Annotated in this window: 14 protein-coding genes; 10 read left to right on the top strand and 4 right to left on the bottom strand. The window is 72.9% G+C overall.

Going from position 1 to position 15,538, the window contains the following annotated elements:
* Nucleotides 1-128 precede the first annotated feature (128 nt).
* The 5 genes from efp (at nucleotide 129) to FYW95_RS00830 (ending at nucleotide 3,918) form a co-directional block, all read left to right on the top strand.
* Nucleotides 129-692, top strand: coding sequence for an elongation factor P (efp, locus tag FYW95_RS00850; protein ID WP_159941207.1), 564 nt, complete (start codon nucleotides 129-131; stop codon nucleotides 690-692).
* A complete protein-coding gene (gene nusB / locus FYW95_RS00845; protein ID WP_159941205.1) occupies nucleotides 692-1,105 on the top strand; it encodes a transcription antitermination factor NusB in 414 nt (137 codons plus the stop codon). The genes efp and nusB overlap by 1 nt, the downstream gene beginning before the upstream one ends.
* 38 nt (nucleotides 1,106-1,143) lie before the next feature.
* A complete protein-coding gene (locus tag FYW95_RS00840; protein ID WP_236567638.1) occupies nucleotides 1,144-1,908 on the top strand; it encodes a methyltransferase domain-containing protein in 765 nt (254 codons plus the stop codon).
* A gap of 105 nt (nucleotides 1,909-2,013) precedes the next feature.
* Nucleotides 2,014-3,267 (top strand): DNA polymerase IV, encoded by a 1,254-nt coding sequence (gene dinB / locus FYW95_RS00835; RefSeq protein WP_159941339.1) that lies wholly within the window; start codon nucleotides 2,014-2,016, stop codon nucleotides 3,265-3,267.
* A gap of 243 nt (nucleotides 3,268-3,510) precedes the next feature.
* Nucleotides 3,511-3,918: a DUF3040 domain-containing protein gene (locus tag FYW95_RS00830; protein ID WP_159941203.1), complete on the top strand. Its 408-nt coding sequence runs from the start codon at nucleotides 3,511-3,513 to the stop codon at nucleotides 3,916-3,918.
* Nucleotides 3,919-4,138: 220 nt separating this feature from the next.
* On the opposite strand, the gene FYW95_RS00825 is transcribed toward FYW95_RS00830, so the two are convergent.
* From FYW95_RS00825 to FYW95_RS00815, 3 genes are read right to left on the bottom strand one after another with little or no spacing between them, the layout of a single operon-like run.
* Nucleotides 4,139-6,550, bottom strand: a complete 2,412-nt coding sequence (locus FYW95_RS00825) for a transglutaminaseTgpA domain-containing protein (RefSeq protein WP_159941338.1) — start codon at nucleotides 6,548-6,550, stop codon at nucleotides 4,139-4,141.
* 8 nt (nucleotides 6,551-6,558) lie between these two features.
* On the bottom strand, nucleotides 6,559-7,818 hold the full coding sequence (locus FYW95_RS00820) for a DUF58 domain-containing protein (protein ID WP_159941201.1): 1,260 nt from the start codon (nucleotides 7,816-7,818) through the stop codon (nucleotides 6,559-6,561).
* A 58-nt stretch (nucleotides 7,819-7,876) separates the two neighbouring features.
* Nucleotides 7,877-8,869, bottom strand: a complete 993-nt coding sequence (locus tag FYW95_RS00815; protein ID WP_159941199.1) for an AAA family ATPase — start codon at nucleotides 8,867-8,869, stop codon at nucleotides 7,877-7,879.
* Nucleotides 8,870-9,361: 492 nt separating this feature from the next.
* Between FYW95_RS00815 and mraZ the strand changes: the two genes are divergently transcribed.
* The 4 genes from mraZ (at nucleotide 9,362) to FYW95_RS00795 (ending at nucleotide 13,510) form a co-directional block, all read left to right on the top strand.
* Nucleotides 9,362-9,793, top strand: a complete 432-nt coding sequence (gene mraZ / locus FYW95_RS00810; protein WP_159941197.1) for a division/cell wall cluster transcriptional repressor MraZ — start codon at nucleotides 9,362-9,364, stop codon at nucleotides 9,791-9,793.
* A 277-nt stretch (nucleotides 9,794-10,070) separates the two neighbouring features.
* Complete coding sequence (rsmH, locus tag FYW95_RS00805; RefSeq protein WP_159941337.1) at nucleotides 10,071-11,138, top strand: 16S rRNA (cytosine(1402)-N(4))-methyltransferase RsmH; 1,068 nt, start codon at nucleotides 10,071-10,073, stop codon at nucleotides 11,136-11,138.
* A 9-nt stretch (nucleotides 11,139-11,147) separates the two neighbouring features.
* Complete coding sequence (locus FYW95_RS00800; RefSeq protein ID WP_159941195.1) at nucleotides 11,148-11,555, top strand: cell division protein FtsL; 408 nt, start codon at nucleotides 11,148-11,150, stop codon at nucleotides 11,553-11,555.
* On the top strand, nucleotides 11,552-13,510 hold the full coding sequence (locus tag FYW95_RS00795; protein ID WP_159941193.1) for a peptidoglycan D,D-transpeptidase FtsI family protein: 1,959 nt from the start codon (nucleotides 11,552-11,554) through the stop codon (nucleotides 13,508-13,510). Before FYW95_RS00800 ends, FYW95_RS00795 begins: the two co-directional genes overlap by 4 nt.
* A gap of 153 nt (nucleotides 13,511-13,663) precedes the next feature.
* Here the strand turns inward: FYW95_RS00795 and FYW95_RS00790 are convergent, their stop codons facing one another.
* Nucleotides 13,664-14,869 carry an MFS transporter gene (locus tag FYW95_RS00790; RefSeq protein WP_159941191.1) on the bottom strand — a complete coding sequence of 402 codons (1,206 nt, stop codon included), beginning with the start codon at nucleotides 14,867-14,869 and terminating at the stop codon, nucleotides 13,664-13,666.
* A 197-nt stretch (nucleotides 14,870-15,066) separates the two neighbouring features.
* Here FYW95_RS00790 and FYW95_RS00785 point away from each other — a divergent pair, with 197 nt between their 5' ends.
* Nucleotides 15,067-15,525 (top strand): MarR family winged helix-turn-helix transcriptional regulator, encoded by a 459-nt coding sequence (locus tag FYW95_RS00785; RefSeq protein ID WP_159941189.1) that lies wholly within the window; start codon nucleotides 15,067-15,069, stop codon nucleotides 15,523-15,525.
* Nucleotides 15,526-15,538: the final 13 nt, after the last annotated feature.

The raw sequence follows: 15,538 nt of genomic DNA, 5'->3' as shown, positions 1-15,538 counted from the left end.
CAGGCGGCGTGCGCACCGGTGCGCCCGGCAACACTTCCCGGGGTGCCCGCGCCCCGCCCCACCGACCACCGACCGGATCCCGAGGGTCCGGTTCCCGACGTGTCAGACCCCTGGGAGAGACGACCGAAGTGGCCACGACGAACGACATCAAGAACGGTACGACCCTGCGGCTCGACGGCGGCGTTCTCTGGAACGTCCTGGAGTTCCAGCACGTCAAGCCGGGCAAGGGCGGCGCGTTCGTCCGTACCAAGTTGAAGAACGTCCTCACGGGCAAGATCGTCGACAAGACCTTCAACGCCGGCGCCAAGGTCGAGTTCGCCAACGTCGACCGCCGCGAGATGGAGTACCTCTACAACGACGGGGAGTCCTTCATCTTCATGGACACCCAGACCTACGACCAGATCCCGGTCCCGGACGCGGTCGTCGGCGACGACAAGAACTTCCTCCTGGAGAACACCAGGGTCACGGTGGCCACCAACGAGGGCAACCCGCTCTACGTCGAGCTGCCCCCCTCGGTCGAGCTGGAGATCACCCAGACCGACCCGGGCGTGCAGGGCGACCGCTCCACCGGCGGCACCAAGCCCGCCACCGTCCAGACCGGCGCCACCATCCAGGTGCCCCTGTTCATCACCACCGGCGAGCGCGTCAAGGTCGACACCCGCACGGGTGACTACCTCGGGCGAGTCAACTGATGCACGGATCACGGCGCAAGGCGCGGCGGCGCGCGGTCGAGGTCCTCTACGAGGCCGAGGTGCGCGGCACCTCGGTCGAGGACGTCATCAGACGCCGCCGGGCCCAGCCCGAACCGCCGATCAACGAGTTCACCGAGAGCCTGGCCCGTTCGGTCGACGAGCGGCGCGGGCGCATCGACGAACTCCTGGACGCCTACGCCATCGGCTGGACCCTGGAGCGGATGCCCGTCGTGGACCGCAACATCCTGCGGATGGGAGCCTACGAGCTCCTGTGGGCCGAGGACATCCCGGACGGCGTGGCCATCGCCGAGGCGGTCGGGGTGGCCAAGGAGCTGTCCACCGACGAGTCGCCCAACTTCGTCAGCGGGCTCCTGTCCAGGCTGATGGAGAACAAGTCGACACTCTCGCTCTGACGCCGACGGCGGGGGCGACCCGGATTGAGGGGACGCAGGTGACTGACAGGACCAGCGCGACCGTGACCGGTCCGACCAGGGCGGCCAACACGGCGCGGACCGCGGTCGTGTGGGACGCCCTGGAACGGCTGCTGGCCCGTCTCGGGGACGGCGGCTCCCTGGAGATCGTCGACGCGGGCGGCGGCACCGGCGGCGCGGCCGTCCCCCTCGCCGAGCTGGGCCACCGGGTCACCGTGGTCGAGCCCAGCCCCGACTCGCTCGCCGCGCTGGAGCGGCGCGCGGCCGAGCGGGAGGTGGTCGTGCGCGGGGTCCAGGGGGAGACCCGCGACCTGGCCGCCCTGTTCGAGCCCGGCAGCGCCGACCTCGTGCTGGTGCACAACGTGCTGGAGTACGTGGAGGATCCGGCCGCGGCGCTGCGCGACGTGGTGGGTATCACCCGCCCGGGCGGCGCGGTGAGCCTGCTGGTGACCAACGCCGTCGCCGGTGCCCTGCACCGGGCGCTCGCCGGACACCTGACCGACGCCCGCACCCTGCTCGGCGATCCGGAGGGGCGCTGGGGCGCGGGCGACCCCACACCGCGCCGGTTCACCCGCCAGCAGATCCTGGAGCTGGTCGGCGGGGCGGGCCTGACCGGCGGGAGCGTGCGCGGGGTCCGCGTGTTCGCCGACCTGGTGCCCGGGCACGCCTGGGAGAGCGACGCCCACGCCAGGCAGCACCTGGTGGAGCTGGAGCGGGCCGCCGCCGAGCACCCCGAGCTGATCGGGATCGCCACCCAGCTGCACGTTCTCGCCCACCGCGCCTGAGGCACCGGTGCCCCCGGGGGAAGCACGCCTCTCCGGGGCGGCCGCGTCCGGGCGTGGGCATAACCTGGCACCATGAGCCGACGCCAACTGGAACGTGGTGCCGCGATGCGGGGCGTGGTCGCTCCGGGCGGCATCGTGCCGCTGGGCGCCGACTTCCCCGCGGACGGCTCCGGCCCGGACGCCGACTGCCACATCCTGCACCTGGACATGGACGCGTTCTTCGCGAGCGTGGAGCGCCTGCGCCACCCGGAGGCGCGCGGACGCCCCGTCATCGTGGGCGGTACCGGTCCGCGCGGTGTGGTCTCCTCCGCCGACTACCTGGCCCGCGCCCGCGGCGTGCACTCGGCGATGCCCATGACGCGGGCCATGCGCCTGTGCCCCGAGGCCCTGGTCTACCCGCCCGACGGGCGGGCCTACCGCCAGGCGTCGGAGGCGGTCATGGACATCCTGCGCTCGGTGACCCCGCTGGTGCAGCCCCTCTCCCTGGATGAGGCCTTCCTGGACGTGTCCGGCGCGCGCCGCCGTCTGGGCGGTCCGGTGCGCATCGCCGCGATGATCCGCGAACGGGTGCGCGCCGAGCAGCGCCTCACGTGCTCGGTGGGCGTGGCCGCCACCCGCTTCACCGCCAAGCTCGCCTCCACCCACTGCAAGCCCGACGGGCTGCTGCTGGTCCCCACCGCCCACGTGCGCGGCTTCCTGGACCCGCTTCCGGTCGGGGCGCTGCCCGGAGTGGGGGACCGCACCGAGCAGACCCTGTCCAGGCTGGGCGTGCGCACGGTCGGCCAGCTGGCCCGCCAGGAGCCGGACCTGCTGCGCATGGAGCTGGGTACCAAGGCCGGGACCCGGCTGGCCGAGCTGGCCCGGGGCGTGGACCCCAGCCCGGTCGTGCCCGAGACCCCCGACAAGAGCGTGGGCTCGGAGGAGACCTTCGACGAGGACGTCGCCGAGCCGGAGGTGGTGGACCGGGAGCTGCTGCGGCTGTCGGAGAAGGTGGCGCGGCGTCTGAGGGCCTCCGGGCAGATGGGACGCACGGTGAGCTTGAAGCTGCGCCGGGGCGACTTCTCCACCATCACCCGGTCGCGGACCCTGCCCGAGAGCACCGACGTGGCCCGCGAGATCAGTGCCGTCGCACGCGAGCTCTACACCGCCTCCGGACTGCGCGGCGTGCCGCTGCGTCTGGTGGGTGTGCGGGTGGAGGGGGTCATCCCGGCCGAACGGGCGCACCGGCAGCTGGCGCTGGGGGAGGAGGAATCGGGATGGAGAGATGTCGAACGGGTTATGGACCGCGTAACGGCACGTTTCGGTCCAGGCGCGATACAGTCAGCAGTGTTGGTCAAACGTGACGAGAACGACGTATGATGCGGCAACTTTCAGGGCCTCCGGAGCGTTCCAGGAGTAGGGCCCGGAGTGAGGTAGGAAGAGAGGCATGGAAGCCGGTGTTTCCGATACAGCGCGCGGGTATCGTGGCCGTCATGGGTCAGGTACGCACGCAGCTTTTCTTTCCACCAGGCGCTAGCGCACCGTATTCTGGGCATACCACTGACCAAGATACTGTTTATCAGTACCCGTCACCCCAACCGGGGACTGCCGTAGGGAGGCGCCGTGCCGCTCTCTGAACACGAGCAGCGCATGCTCGACCAGATCGAGCGGGCGCTGTATGCCGAGGACCCGAAGTTCGCGAACACCGTTCGGCAAACGAACCCCGCGGTCCATTACAAGCGCTGGATCATCAAGGCCGGACTCGGATTCGTCGTCGGCGTGGTTCTGCTGATGACGGGGCTGATGCTCCAGTCCACAGTCGCCCAGGTCGCCATCAGCGTCCTCGGCTTCCTCGTCATGCTGCTCTGCTTCCTGTGGGGCACCAGTGCCTGGCGCAGGGCCTCCGGGGGCGGTGCCGAGGCCGCCGCCGCGGCCGCCGAGGCCAAGCCCAGGCGCAAGGGCGGAAGCCGTCCCGGCATGATGAACCGTTTCGAGGAGCGTTGGCGCCGTCGCCAGGAGGGCGAGGAGTAGCCCCTTCCGGTCGGCCGCGCGCTGGACATGTCCGCGTCAGTGGGGGTCCGGGTCCGACCGCCGGGCGCGGAGTGTCACGTGGTGGGGTCCCGCACGAACCGTGCGGGGCCCCACCACGTTCTGTGCCACCCGCGAACGGCGGTCCCCGCCCCGCGCGGGTTCCGGTCCCGTCGCCGTCCGCGACCGGAGTTCCCGCCGGGAGGCGGCGGACCGTCGACGGTCAGGAGGTGACGGGTTCGGGGTCCGGGACGGGGCGCGGACGGTTCCACGGCGCCAGTGAGCGCGGCAGGAGCACCGCGCGCACCCGGGCGCCGGGGCGGACCGTCGCGGCCAGCCCGGCCCGGGCCGTCTCCAGGTCCTGGCGCAGCGCCTCCGGCTCCGTGGGGGAGGGCGCGTAACGGGCCGCCTCCTCGGCCAGGGCCAGGCGCCACAGCGCCGCCGCGGCCTCCTCCGGCACGGGTTCGCGCACCGCCCCCGACATCAGCCCCATCCGTCCCGGCGCCGCCTCCGGGGCCGCCCCCGACCCGGCCAGCCGTGTGGCCGTGGCCCGCGGGCTCTCCGCCAGCGTCCACGTTCCGCCCAGGTCCAGGCAGGTGTCCCGCAGCTCCCGCCACGCGGTGTGCGCCGACCCGGCGGCGCCCGAGGCCAGGGCGGCCGTGCGCGACCAGCGGACCAAGGCGCGGACCAGCGCGGGCAGGGCCGACAGCAGCAGGCCGCCCGCCACCGCGGCCGCAGCGGGCAGCCACGCCAGGCCGGAGCCGGCCCGCCCGTCCCCGTCCGGGGCCGCCGCCGAGGCGCTCGGCTCGTCCTCGGGCTCCCCGCTCTCGCTCGGGGCCTGGTCGCTCTCCGCCTCGTCCGCCTCCCGGGACCCGTCCGGCCGCTCGGGCGCCTCGGTCACCCCGGCGGCGGGGTCCTCCTCCACCGCTCCGTCCGGGGAACCCGCGCCGTCCTCCTGCGCCCCGCGCGTGTACTCGGGCACCGAGGCCGACCCCTGGCCGCCGGAGGAGGCGGGGGTCGGCTCGAACCGCACCCAGCCCGTGCCCTCGAAGTACAGCTCGGGCCAGGCGTGCGCGTCACCCGCCGACACCGCCCACCGGCCGTCGCCCATGCGCTCGCCCGCCGTGTAGCCCACCGCCACCCGCGCCGGGATGTCGACCTGCCGGGCCATGACCGCCATCGCCCCGGCGAACTGCTCGCAGTAGCCCACCCGGTCCTCCAGCAGGAAGTGGGCGAGCGGGTCGGAGCCCCCCGGCACGGCCGGGGGGCTGAGGTCGTAGGTGAACGCGCCGCCGGTGAAGTAGTCCTGCAGGGCCACCGCGCGCTCGTAGGGGGACCGCGCGTCCTCGGTGAGCGCCTCGGCCAGCTCCCGCACCCGCGGGTCCAGGTCCCGGGGCAGGTTGCGGAAGTCGCCCGGCAGGGAGCGGGGCTCACCGCTGTCGGCCAGGTCCTCGGGGGCGGGGACCCGGTCCACGGTCTCCACGCTGAAGCCCAGGCCCGTGGGCGGGCTGCTGGTGGTGAACACCATGAGGCTGCCCGGGTCGGCGTACCACTCGCCGGAGACCTGTACCGTGCGCGCCCAGTAGGGCAGCGGCAGGAAGTCCACCGGCGGCGCGTCCGAGTCCAGCCAGATCCGGGTGCTCACGGTCTCCTGTGAGGGAACCGAGCCCCAGCCGGTCGGCAGCGGCAGCTCCCCGTCGACCCGGGTGTCCCGGGAGGCGTTGACGGGGGTCATCGTCCAGTTCACGCCGTCGAACTCGTCCAGGACGTAGGTGCGCAGGTAGTCGGGCCGTTCGGCGTCGGTCCGGTAGGTGAGCACGGTGCGGTCGGAGGAGGAGGCCAGCTCGCGCCGCAGCGACACCAGCGGGTGCGTGGTGGTGATGACGTCCGAGCCGGTGCCGATGTAGGTGCCGTCGGCCATCGCGTGGAACGCGTCGGTGCGCAGCCAGGGCAGGGCCAGCGGGACCGTCAGCGCCAGCAGTACCGCCGCGGCCAAGGCCAGCGACACCGTCGCCGCCCGGCGCACGGCGCCCCACGCCCGCGCCGAGGAGTCCTGCCCGCCGGGCGCGGGCATCCCCCACTCGCGGCTCCGGACCCCCGTGTCCGCCGCGAGCAGCAGCAGGAAGCCGACCGCGCAGCCGGCCGCGGCCAGCCAGCTCAGCCCGGTGTCGTGCAGGACCAGCGGCACCGCCATCAGCGCCAGCACCAGGACACCGACCATGCCCGGGCAGCGCGCCGTCACGGCGAGGAAGTCCGCGGCCATCATGAACACGGTCAGGCACAGCGCGATGATCAGCGTGACCCCGGCCGAGGAGGACACCGGCGGCGCGTTGCCGTCGATGGTCTGCGCGCCCTGTTCGAGCGCCATCCCCAGGTGCGCCAGCACGTCTCCGTTGGGCACCAGGCCCAGGGGGGCGACGTGCCCGGCGAAGAGGGGTGTGACCAGGAAGGCCGCGACCAGCAGTTGCAGGAACGGCACGGCCAGGGAGCCGCGCCCGCTGAGGCGGTAGAGGGCGGATACGCCAGCCACCGCCACCATCATCACGAAGGCGGGCACCCACCAGGTGCCCCCCCGTACGAGCGGGTCCAGCGGGGGCAGCGCCATCACCAGGCAGACCAGGCAGGCCAGGGGCATCAGTGCTCTCAACGCGGGCCCTTCGCAAAGGTGTGCGGCCCGGCGTGCGCGGGCCTCGGAGGCGCCGCGGCCGGGGCCCCGGCGGCCCGGCTCCACAGCGCGGGGAGTTCGGCGGCGGAGGACAGGGTGAGGACGTGCCAGCCCGCCCCGGCCAGCACCTCGCCCACACGGCGAGGGAGGTCGGGGGCCGGCCAGGCGGCGTGCGGGCACAGCACGGCCACCCGGGTCCCGCCGCCCACCCGGGACAGCGCGACGGCCTCCTCCGGGTTCACCGCGCCCAGTACAGCGACGACCACGCTGGTGTTCCCGCGCCCCTGGCCGAGCATGCCGATCCCGCCGAGGAGACCGGTGGCGTCGGAGGGCGTGGCGACCGCCAGGCCGTCCAGCACACCGGTGGCGGTGGCGGTCCGCACCGGGCCCCGCTCGGTGTGGAAGCGCAGGCCGTGGCCGCCGTGGATCAGGTGCACCGCCACGGAGGCGGCCACGCTCACCGCGGTCTCCAGGGATCCGGCGGGCCCGAAGCCGGCGTGCGCGCCGCGCCGTGTGTCCAGCAGGACGGCGCTGTTCTCCCGCCGGTGCTGCTCGTCGCGGCGCACCATCAGCTCACCGTGCTTGGCGGTGGACTTCCAGTGCACCCGGCGCAGCTCGTCGCCGTACCGGTACTCCCGGGGCACGGGGTCCTGTTCGCCCGCGCCGGTGACCGAGCGGCGCGGGGACTCCTCGCCCTTGGCGGTGCCGGCGGCGCCCCATGGCTCCAGGGGCACGGTCGCGGGGGTCACGAGCAGGTGTGAGGGCGCTCCCACCGTCCGGCTCACCCGGACGCAGCCCAGGGGGTCGGTCACCGAGGCCCGCAGCGGGCCCAGGGCGTAGTTGCCGCGTACCGTGGGGCGGACCAGGTAGCTGACGTCGCGTACCGCGCGCGGCCCGAGGTAGCCCACGCCGTAGCGGGGCTCGCCGCCCAGGGGGACCGGAAGGGTGTCCGCCACCGCCAGCGAGGCCACCGGCCAGGTGGGCGAGGCGTTGCCGACCCGCAGCCCCACCCTGGCGTCGTGCCCGGCCTGGACCCGGACGGGGGTCACGGTGCGGCTGTGCGCCACACGCGCGGTGGCGCCCAGGACGGTCAGGGCCGACAGCGGCGGCACCGCCAGCAGCAGCACCCCCACGCCCACGACCTCGCGCTGCCCCACGATCAGGCCGACCACCAGGGCGGACAGGCCGAAGACGAGCATGCAGACGCCTCGTGCGGTGAGGGTTCGGTGCGGGCGCATGGGCCCTCTCTCGGGCGGGTGCGGACAGAGGAGGAGGGGAGCCGGGTCGGAGCGGGGTCTACTGGGGGCCGGGGACGGGCAGGCGCGCGACCAGCTTGGCCACGATCTGCTCGGGGGTCAGGCGTTCCATCTGCGCCTCCGGCCCGGGCAGGAGGCGGTGCGCCAGCACGGGCACGGCCAGGGCCTGCACGTCGTCGGGGACGACGTAGTGACGACCGTCCAGGGCGGCGTAGGCGCGGGCGGCCCGGACCAGGTGCAGGGTCGCCCGGGGCGAGGCGCCCAGGCGCAGCTCGGGGCTGGTGCGGGTGGCGTTGACCAGGTCCACGACGTAGCGGCGCATCCCCGGGGCCACGTGCACCGACCGGACCCGGTCGACCAGTTCGCGGAGCTGGGCGGCGTCGGTGACGGGCCTCAGGTCCTCCAGCGGTGACCGGGAGCCGTGCGAGTCGATCATGTCGAGTTCGGCCTGCGGCGCCGGGTAGCCCACCGAGACGCGGGCCATGAACCGGTCGCGCTGGGCCTCGGGCAGGGCGTAGGTGCCCTCCATGTCCGCGGGGTTCTGGGTGGCCACCACCATGAACGGCCGCTCCAGGGCGCGGGTCTGGCCGTCCACGCTGACCTGGCGTTCGGCCATGCACTCCAGCAGGGCGGCCTGGGTCTTGGGCGAGGCGCGGTTGATCTCGTCGCCCAGCACGATGTTGGCGAACACCGGTCCGGGGTTGAACTCGAACTCGCGCCGGTCCTGGTGGTAGACGCTGACGCCGGTGATGTCGCTGGGCAGCAGGTCCGGGGTGAACTGCACCCGCTGCACGGAGCAGTCCACGGCCCTGCCCAGGGCCTTGGCCAGCATGGTCTTGCCGACGCCGGGAACGTCCTCGATGAGCAGGTGGCCCTCGGCGAGCAGCACCGTCAGTGTCAGGCGCAGCACCTCCGGCTTGCCCTCGATGACGGTCTCGATCGCGCCGCGGACGCGGTCGGCCACGGCGACGATCTCTCCGACGTCCTCCTGGACGCCGCCCCCGCGACCGCCGTGGTGTGTGCCGAGTGACACCAGACCCCTCCCGCTTCCTGTGGCCGGTCTTCGGAACCGAGGCTAGGCCCAATCAGACCGATTGCAAACCAAAGTGCCGGAATCAGCGGCTGATTGCGGCGAGGGGAGATCAAAGAGGTCAAAGGGCCCTAAACACTCTCCTGATCATTCGTGTTCGGGGCTGGGAGGGGAGGGGGACGGAGCCCGGATAAGGGTCGGAGCGCCCGGTTTCGGTCCCGGGCGGGAGGCGGTCGCCCGTGTCCCCGCCCCGTGCGGGCGCTCCCGGGGACGCCGGTGTTCTCGCAGGTCGGAGGCGGCTCCGGTTCCGTGCGCGCCGACACTCCGTGTGCCGCGCCTCCCCCACTCCTATGCTCAACGCTCTGACCTGCGCATTTGTCGATTCTTCGACGTCTGAATCCCGATTGGAGCGGTTGACGGTGGGGAAGAGTGGAGTAAGGTGGAGCACCGTGGAGAGGGTGAATTCTCCACTTCGAGGGTGAGGGAGGTGGAAGTGTGTTCCTCGGCACCCACACGCCCCGCCTCGACCAGAAGGGGCGGCTCTTCCTCCCCGCGAAGTACCGCGACGAGCTGTCGGGGGGGTTGGTGATCACCAAGGGCCAGGAGCGCTGCCTCTACGTCTTTCCGGCGGAGGAGTTCGCGCGCATCACCGAGGCCCTCGCCACCACCCCCGTCACGGCCAAGGCGGTCCGCGACTACAGCAGGGTCCTCTTCGCCAGCGCCTCCGACGAGAGCTGCGACAAGCAGGGCAGGGTCACCATCCCCGCCAAGCTGCGCGAGTACGCGGGCCTGGACCGCGAGTGCGTCGTCATCGGCGCCAACACACGCCTGGAGATCTGGGACGCCACGGCGTGGGCCGACTACGAGGCCGAGCAGGAACCCGCCTTCGCGCAACTGTCGGAGGAGGTGCTGCCCGGAGTGCTGTGACGCCGGCGCGAAGACCGCCGGTCCGAGCAGTACGCAGTCCACACCCTCGCAAGCCGGAGTCCGGCAACGGCCTCCGGACGCGGTTCCCACGAGCTGGCGCGACTTCCCCGGTGCCAGGTCGTGAACGCGAGCCCGCCGCAAGGTGGACAATAGCGACCGTGTCCGGGGGCCCGCCGGAACCCGCCGGGCCACGCCAAGGACACCGCGGAGCGCACCGAACACGGCGCTACCGCGGCGACTGGGGGGAGACGGCGACAGCGTGGAGGAACAGCAGCGCATGGGGGACATCCGGCGGTACGGAGCATCCGGGGGCGACGGCGCCGGGGGGCGCCCGCGCGGCTCCGGCGCGGATCCGGGCATCGCGGCGCGCGTCGCGGCCGCCCGGGCCGGACTCGACCCCCTGCACGTCCCCGTCATGCTCGACCGGATCGTGGAACTCCTCGCCCCTGCCCTGGAACGGCCCGGCGCCGTGCTCGTCGACGGAACCCTGGGACTGGGCGGACACTCCGAGGCCCTGCTCAAGGCCTGCCCCGAGGCGCGCCTGGTCGGCGTCGACCGCGACACCACCGCCCTGGAGCGCAGCGCCGAGCGCCTCGCCCCCTACGCCGACCGCGTCCACCTCGTGCACGCCGTCTACTCCGACATCCCGCGCGCCCTGGACGAGGCGGGCGCCGACGCGGCCGACGCGGTCCTGCTCGACCTCGGGGTGTCCTCCCCGCAGCTGGACGAGACCGACCGGGGGTTCGCCTACGCCCACGACGCGCCCCTGGACATGCGGATGGACCGCACCCAGTCCCTCACCGCGGCCGAGGTGGTCAACACCTACTCCGTCGCCGAGCTCACCCGCGTCCTGCGCACCTACGGCGAGGAGCGCTTCGCCTCGCGCGTGGCCCGGGCCATCGAGCGCAGGCGCGCCCGGGCGCCCATCGAGTCCACCCGGGTCCTGGCCGAGCTCGTCCGCGAGGCCATCCCCGCCGCCACCCGGCGCACCGGCGGCCACCCCGCCAAGCGCGCCTTCCAGGGCCTGCGCATCGAGGTCAACGCCGAGCTGCCCATCCTGGAGCGCGCCCTGCCCACGGCCGTCTCCCGCCTCGGTGTGGGCGGGCGCATCGCCGTACTGTCCTACCACTCGCTGGAGGACAGGATGACCAAGAGGGCCCTGGCCGCCCTGTCCACCGACACCACACCTGCCGAGCTTCCCGTCCCCCTTCCCGATCGGCAGCCCGAACTCCGGCTCCTCACCAGGGGGGCCGAACTCCCCACGGACGAAGAGAACGAACGCAACCCGCGCGCGCAGTCGGCCCGCCTCCGGGCGGCCGAACGCGTGCGGCCGCCGCGGCAGTAGGGAGAACAGATGAGCACGAGGACGGACACGCGCCGCACACCCGCCCGCGGCCGGAGGACCGCGACCGGTGACGCGCCCCCCGGGCCCGCCGCGCCGCGCACACGCCCCGCCGCGGCGGCCCAGGCACGGGCACCGCGCATCCCCTTCGTCCTGCTCATCCTGTGCCTGCTCAGCGGGGCCCTGGTCAGCCTGCTCGTCCTGCGCAGCGTCGTGGCCGAGGAGGCGTTCGCCATCACCAGCCTGCAGGCCGAGAACCGGGAGCTGTCCCAGCAGGAACAGCAGCTGCGCCGGACCGTCGCGAACCTGGAGAGCCCCGAGCGCATCGCCCAGGAGGCCGAGGCCATGGGGATGGAGCAGGGCGAGGCCCCCCTCTTCCTCGACCCCGACAAGGGCGAGGTCACCGGGAGCGGTGAGTGAGCGCCCCCAGAGACCGCCGTCCCCGCGACCCCCGCAGGCCCGGGGCCACCAGCCGTTCGGGATCCCGGCCCAGCAGGCGCTCCCAGCGCGAACCGCGCCGCCCCGAGGGCGGGGCGCGCCCCCGATCCTCGACGCGCGCCCAGGGCCGGGGGCCGCGCGAGGCGCGCGGGGGCGCCCGCCGCCCGGCCTCCCCGCCACCGCCCCCGCCGCTGCTGCGCCGCACCTTCCGACGGGGCGAGCCGCACGGGCGGATCAGGATCGGCGGCGCCCTCATCCTGGTGGTCCTGCTGCTCTTCGCCGGACGCCTGGTGCAGATCCAGGGCCTGGAGGCCGAGCAGTACGCCGAGGCCGCCTCCAACACCCGTCTGCAGACCATCGACATCCCCACCCTGCGCGGCCAGATCACCGACGCCAACGGCAGGCCCTTCGCGCTGTCGATGGAGGTGCGCACCGTCTTCGTCGACCCGGAGGAGGTCGAGGAGGAGGAACGCGCCCGGCTCGTCGACGAGCTCAGCGCCCGCTTCGACCTGGCGGAGGAGGAGGTCGAGGCCAAGGTGGACGCCAGGCCCAGCCGCTACCAGGTGGTGGCCCGGGGCGTTCTGCCCGAGGAGTGGCAGGAGCTGCGTTCCCTGGGCCTGTCCGGGCTGGGTTCGGAGGTGGACTACGAACGGGTCTACCCCGAGGAGACCGGCGCCGCCGACCTGGTGGGCTTCGTCGGTTCGGAGGGCCACGGCCTGGAGGGCCTGGAGGGCTACCTCGACAGCACGCTCGCGGGTGAGGCGGGCAAGCGCCGGGTCGAGGTGGGCATGGACGGCACCCAGATCCCCATGGCGGGCGGCCTGGCCCAGGAACCCGTCCCCGGCCAGGACGTGCGGCTGACGCTGGACCAGGACATCCAGTGGTACGCGGCCCAGACCCTCGCCGAGCGGGCCGAGGAGCTTGAGGCCGAGGCGGGCAGCGTCATCGTCGAGCGGGTCGGCACCGGCGAGATCCTCGCCATGGCCGACTACCCGACCTACTCCCAGAGCGACATCTCCGCCACCGGGGCGCGGGAGTGGGCCAACGGCGCCGTGTCGGAGATCTTCGAACCCGGCAGCACCAACAAGGTCATCACCCTGGGCGCCGCCCTGGAGGAGGGGCTCACCACCCCCGAGACGGTGTACACGGTGCCCTACAGCATCGAGTACTACGACCGGACCTTCCGCAACTCCACCAACCAGGGAACCCAGCGCCTCACCGTCAACGGCATCATGGCCCAGTCCAGCAACGTCGGCACCATCAAGATCGCCGACCAGGTGGGAGCCGGGGTGCTGCACTCCTACATGAAGGACTTCGGGCTCGGCCAGCCCACCGGGCTGCACCTGCCCGGTGAGGAGGCGGGCGTGCTCACCAGCCCCGAGGACTGGTGGGGCACCCAGCTCCCGTCGGTCTCGATCGGCCACGGCCTGTCCGTGAACGCCGCGCAGATGGCGTCGGTGTACTCCACCATCGCCAACGGCGGGGTGCGGGTGGCCCCCCGGGTGATCGCCGGGACCGTGGACGCCGAGGGCAACTTCACCCCCGCCGAGGAACCCGAGCAGCGCAGGGTGATCAGTCAGGAGACCGCCGAGCAGCTCGCCCTGATGCTGGAGGCGGTCACCAGTGACGAGGGCACCGCGCCCGAGGCCCGCATCGACGGCTACCGCGTCGCGGGCAAGACCGGTACCGCCAACCGGATCAACCCCGAGACGGGCAGCTACGAGGGCGGCGGCTACACGGCCACCTTCGCCGGCTTCGCACCCGCCGACGACCCGCAGGTGGTGGTCCAGGTCGTGCTGCACAACCCGCAGGGCACCTACTACGGCGGTGAGGCCGCCGGTCCGGTGTTCAACGACATCATGTCCTTCGCCCTGAAGTCGCTGAAGATCCCGCCGACGGAGACCGACCCGCCGGCCATCCGCCTGTTCGAGAACTGAGCTTTCCCGGCACGGGTTCGGGCGCCTTCAGGGCGGGGACCTTCGGCCTCTGCGCGCCCTTCCGAGGAACGAGGACGGTGCGCTCCGAGTCCTGCAGGACCCCGCCGGCGCCCTCATCGCGCCTCGTGACGAGGGCTCCCGTGACGTTCCGGATCATCCCGCATCCCGGGAAAAGGGGTGACCCGAGGGTGTGTGCCGGGTGCCGCGGCGCCGCGCCACCCGGCGGTCCAGTGAGGCTGAGGAGAGGGTGACGCAGAACGCGGCGGCGGCCATCAGGGCGCCGACAGCGAGCGGGGCGGTGTAGCCGTAACCGGCGTCGATCGTCGTTCCTGCCAGGTAGGAGCCGACGGCGATCCCCGCGTTGGCGGCGGAGGAGACGACGGCGGCGGCGAGGGTGGTCGCCCCCTTGGCCTTGTCGATGACACGCGTCACGAATCCGGGGACCGTGGCGAAGCCCGCGCCGCCCAGCAGCATGAGCAGGACGACGGCGGCCGCGGCGAACTGCGCTGTCAGGGCGAAGAGCACCAGCACCGCGAACAGCAGGGCCTGCGCGCTCAGCAGTGTGGCGACCTGGGCCCGGTCGGCGTACCGGCCGCCCAGGAGGTTGCCGACGACCAGGCCGACGCCGAAGAGCATGAGCAGCGGAGTGAGCATGCCGGAGCTGAACCCGGCCACCTCGGTCATGAGCGGGGCGACGTAGCTGAAGGCGGCGAACAGCGATCCGATGCTCAGCCCGGCGATCGCCAGGGCCATCCACAGCTGCCCGCGGCCGAACACCGCGAGTTCGTCGCGCAGGCGCACGGATCCGTCGTTGGGCTGGACGGGGAGCAGGGCGATGAGGCCGACCAGGCTGATCACGCCGATCGCGGCGATGGCCCAGAAGGTGGCGCGCCAGTCGAAGGCCTGACCGATCCAGGTACCCATGGGGGCGCCGAACACGTTGGCGACGGTCAGGCCGGTGAAGACGAGTGAGATGGCCCGGGAGCGCTTGTCCCGGGCGACCATGTCCGCGGCGACGACGGAACCGATGCCGAGGAAGGCGCCGTGGCAGATCGCCGCCATGATGCGGCCCGCCATGAGGACCCAGTAGGCGGGCGCGACGGCGGAGAGCGCGTTCCCGACGATGAACAGCACCATGAGGATCAGCAGCATCCTCTTGCGCGGCATGCGCGTGGCGGCGGCGGTGAACAGGGGCCCGCCGAAGACGACACCGAGGGCGTAGCCGGAGATGAGCAGACCGGCCCTGGTGAGGCTGACCGACATGTCGTCGGCCACCTCCGGTAGGAGGCCCATGATCACGAACTCGGTCGTTCCTATGCCGAAGCTGGCGACCATCAGGGCGAGTACGGCGAGGGGCATGGCGGCGGTTCCTCCGCTGGTGACGTTTGTCCTTGGTCCTTCTTGCGAGGGTGTGGCGTGCCCGGCCGGGACGACTCCCGAAGTATGCGCCTATGCAAATATTGCATGGGCGTCTTCTTTTCGACAAGTATGCGCTCAGACGTTAGGCGTCGGGGGACGTATGCTGGCGCAAAGCCCGAGACGACCGGGGGTCGTACATGAACTCCGCAGCCTCCACCCACCGCGTGCCGCGTATCCAGGAACCGACCGACCTGGAGACAGGTTGGCGCAGACTGCGCCTGTTCGAGGCGCGCGTGCGTGAGCGGCTCGAGGCTGCCCTGGAACCGCACGGGCTGACCTGCTCGGAGTACGCGGCCCTGGCCGCGCTGCACTACTCCGACGACGGCGGGCACCTTCGCCAGCAGTTCCTGGCCGAGGCCATTCCGATCAACCAGAGCTCGCTCAGCAGACTCGTCGGGCGGCTGGAGCGCAGCGGTCTGACCGAGCGCTACCACTGCGCCGAGGACAGGCGCGGGGTCTACACCCAGATCACCGACAAGGGCAGGGCCACGGTCGAGGAGGCCAGGAAGAGCTTCGTGGCCGCGCTGCGGAGCTCTCTCGCCGAACAGCGGGAGGACGGCCTACGCGACGCGATCACCACCTTGCTGCCCGACTGACCCGGGTCGGCGG

The sequence above is a fragment of the Nocardiopsis sp. FR4 genome (genome assembly GCF_009830945.1).
In the GTDB taxonomy this organism is placed as follows: Bacteria; Actinomycetota; Actinomycetes; order Streptosporangiales; family Streptosporangiaceae; genus Nocardiopsis.
This window is presented reverse-complemented; position numbering and strand designations above follow the sequence as displayed.